The 1,899-nt window shown below is 60.2% G+C and carries 2 protein-coding genes and 1 pseudogene; all 3 read right to left on the reverse strand.

Features of this window, described 5'->3' with window-relative positions; translation table 11 throughout:
- A pseudogene (locus tag ACP5J3_RS13980) lies at nucleotides 1–213 on the reverse strand (hypothetical protein); the annotation flags it as partial.
- A gap of 329 nt (nucleotides 214–542) precedes the next feature.
- Entirely contained in the window at nucleotides 543–986 is a 444-nt protein-coding gene (locus ACP5J3_RS13985) for a helix-turn-helix domain-containing protein (RefSeq protein WP_428496241.1), read from the reverse strand.
- A 29-nt stretch (nucleotides 987–1,015) separates the two neighbouring features.
- Nucleotides 1,016–1,899, reverse strand: an 884-nt coding sequence (locus ACP5J3_RS13990) for a hypothetical protein (protein ID WP_428496242.1), incomplete at its 5' end; no start/stop codon positions are given.

Genomic DNA, 1,899 nt, shown 5'->3' on the forward strand with positions numbered 1-1,899 from the left:
GCTTTTAAGCACGAGGTCCCTACCTTGACTAACGCCGCCACCCCCGCCGCCACCGCCAGTGGCGTTGGTGGCGGCGGTTGTGGTAGTGGTCTGCTGGGCGAGTATGGGCATTGCCAGCACAAGCAACGCCAGCGCGGCTATTGCAAGCTTCTTAGCCTTCTCCCCAGCCGGCCTCTCCTTGTCTTTGATTTGGGAGACGTTTTTCGGGGGCATGTACGCCTTGCTCGGGAGGGCAGAAAAACCTTACATATCCCCTAAACTTCCTCCACGGGCCTGCCCCGGCGTGGGCATTCCCCGCCGTATTACGTCCACGCCTCAGGTAGGGGAGTGGATATAACGCGGCGTTTATGCCCGCGCCGAGGTCGTTACACGGCGTGTAATGCCCGCGCCGGGGACAAAATCCGATGAGAAATGTCCCCGGCGGGGACAAAACCCGCCGTTTTATGTCAACGCCGAGGTTAAAACACGACGAGAAATGTCCACGCCGCGGTCAATAAAGGCGGGGAATGTCCACGCTGTGGACATTACTCGGTGTTTATGTCTCAGACGTGGGCAAAACCCGGCGGGAAATGCCTCAGGCGTGGACAACACTGGGTGTTTATGTCCGCGGCGCCTCCGGCGGCGCCTAACTGCCTCCTCCTCAGAATCGCCACCCACACGTTGTCTACGGGTGGAGTTTCTCGCCTCTCGGCGGCTTCACTCTTGTCAACCGCTCCCCCTCCCCCGGCCTTCTGTATGCCGTCTGCGGAGGCCTCCAGCTTCTCGACGGCTCTCCTCACGGCCCTCTGCACATCTTTAGACTTCTCCACAGCAACCGCGGCTTTATCTACGGCGGCCGCGGCCTTCCCCGAGGCCCACCTCCTCACGGTCCTCTCCGAGACGCCGAGGAGAGAGGCCACCTCCTCTACGGAGAGCCCCCTCTCTAGAAGCCTGACGGCGGCCTCCCTCAGCCTCTGGCAACACAGGCGGCCCGGGGTCCTCGGCACGTAGATAGTTTTCAGTTGGCGGATAAAGGCTACTTCTTTATGTTCCGCCAGTAGATGTCGTGTGTCTTGTACTCCTCGATGCCTGTCTCTAGAGTGACGACGGTGGGGTGTCCCCAGAGCTGGAGCGCTGTTAGGAGCTCTGCGGCGAAGTCGTCGAAGATGCCCTCTGCCTTTTCTGCTAGGTGGCTGTACATCTCAGGCACGCGCCTAACCTTTGGGCTGTCTAAGTCGTGGCCTAGACGCCTAAGCTCCTCCACCCCGCTTTCCCACGCCTTGTATAGGTTTAGGAGGGCTTTTGCAAATCTGTAGGCGCTCTCCCCCACGGCCACGTAGGTGGGCGGCCACGGCGTGTAGACGCCGCCGAACAGAAGCCAGGCGGCGGCCAGCTCTTTCACAGCCATTATGTTGTGCGGCTGGAAGAGGACAACGGCGTCGCTGTATACAAAACCCTCCGCGGCTCTGTAGAGGACGCCGCCGAGAGCCTCCAGCGCGTCTGAAACCTCCCTACGCAGATCAGCCGCGGGGCCCGCCCTCCCCACCCTACGCCAGTCCAGCGCCTGGGGTCTAGACACCGTGCAGATATACGCCGCGAACCAGTCCACCTCGCCCCTCCTATTCCGCATTTTTTCAAAACAGCGGTCTTCATGCTCCGCGTATCTTCTGTAGATGGCTTTTATCAACGCGAAGAGGTGCCCCGCCTTCTCCCTATCTACAAAAAAGTAGCGTGGGTAGTAGACGCGCCTAGGCGAGACCATGGGAAGCGGGGCGCAGCGCTCCGACTTGGCGATCGGCTCGGTGCAGTCGGCAGACTGGGCCACCTGGTCAAGGTGGCGCTGTCTACAGATTACATAAATCTCGGAGATGGGCAGATCTCTATACTTCCGGAACAAGTCGCTACAAGAAAAGGAACATC

Origin of the sequence: Pyrobaculum sp. (assembly GCF_049971835.1) — an archaeon.
In the GTDB taxonomy this organism is placed as follows: Archaea; Thermoproteota; Thermoprotei; order Thermoproteales; family Thermoproteaceae; genus Pyrobaculum.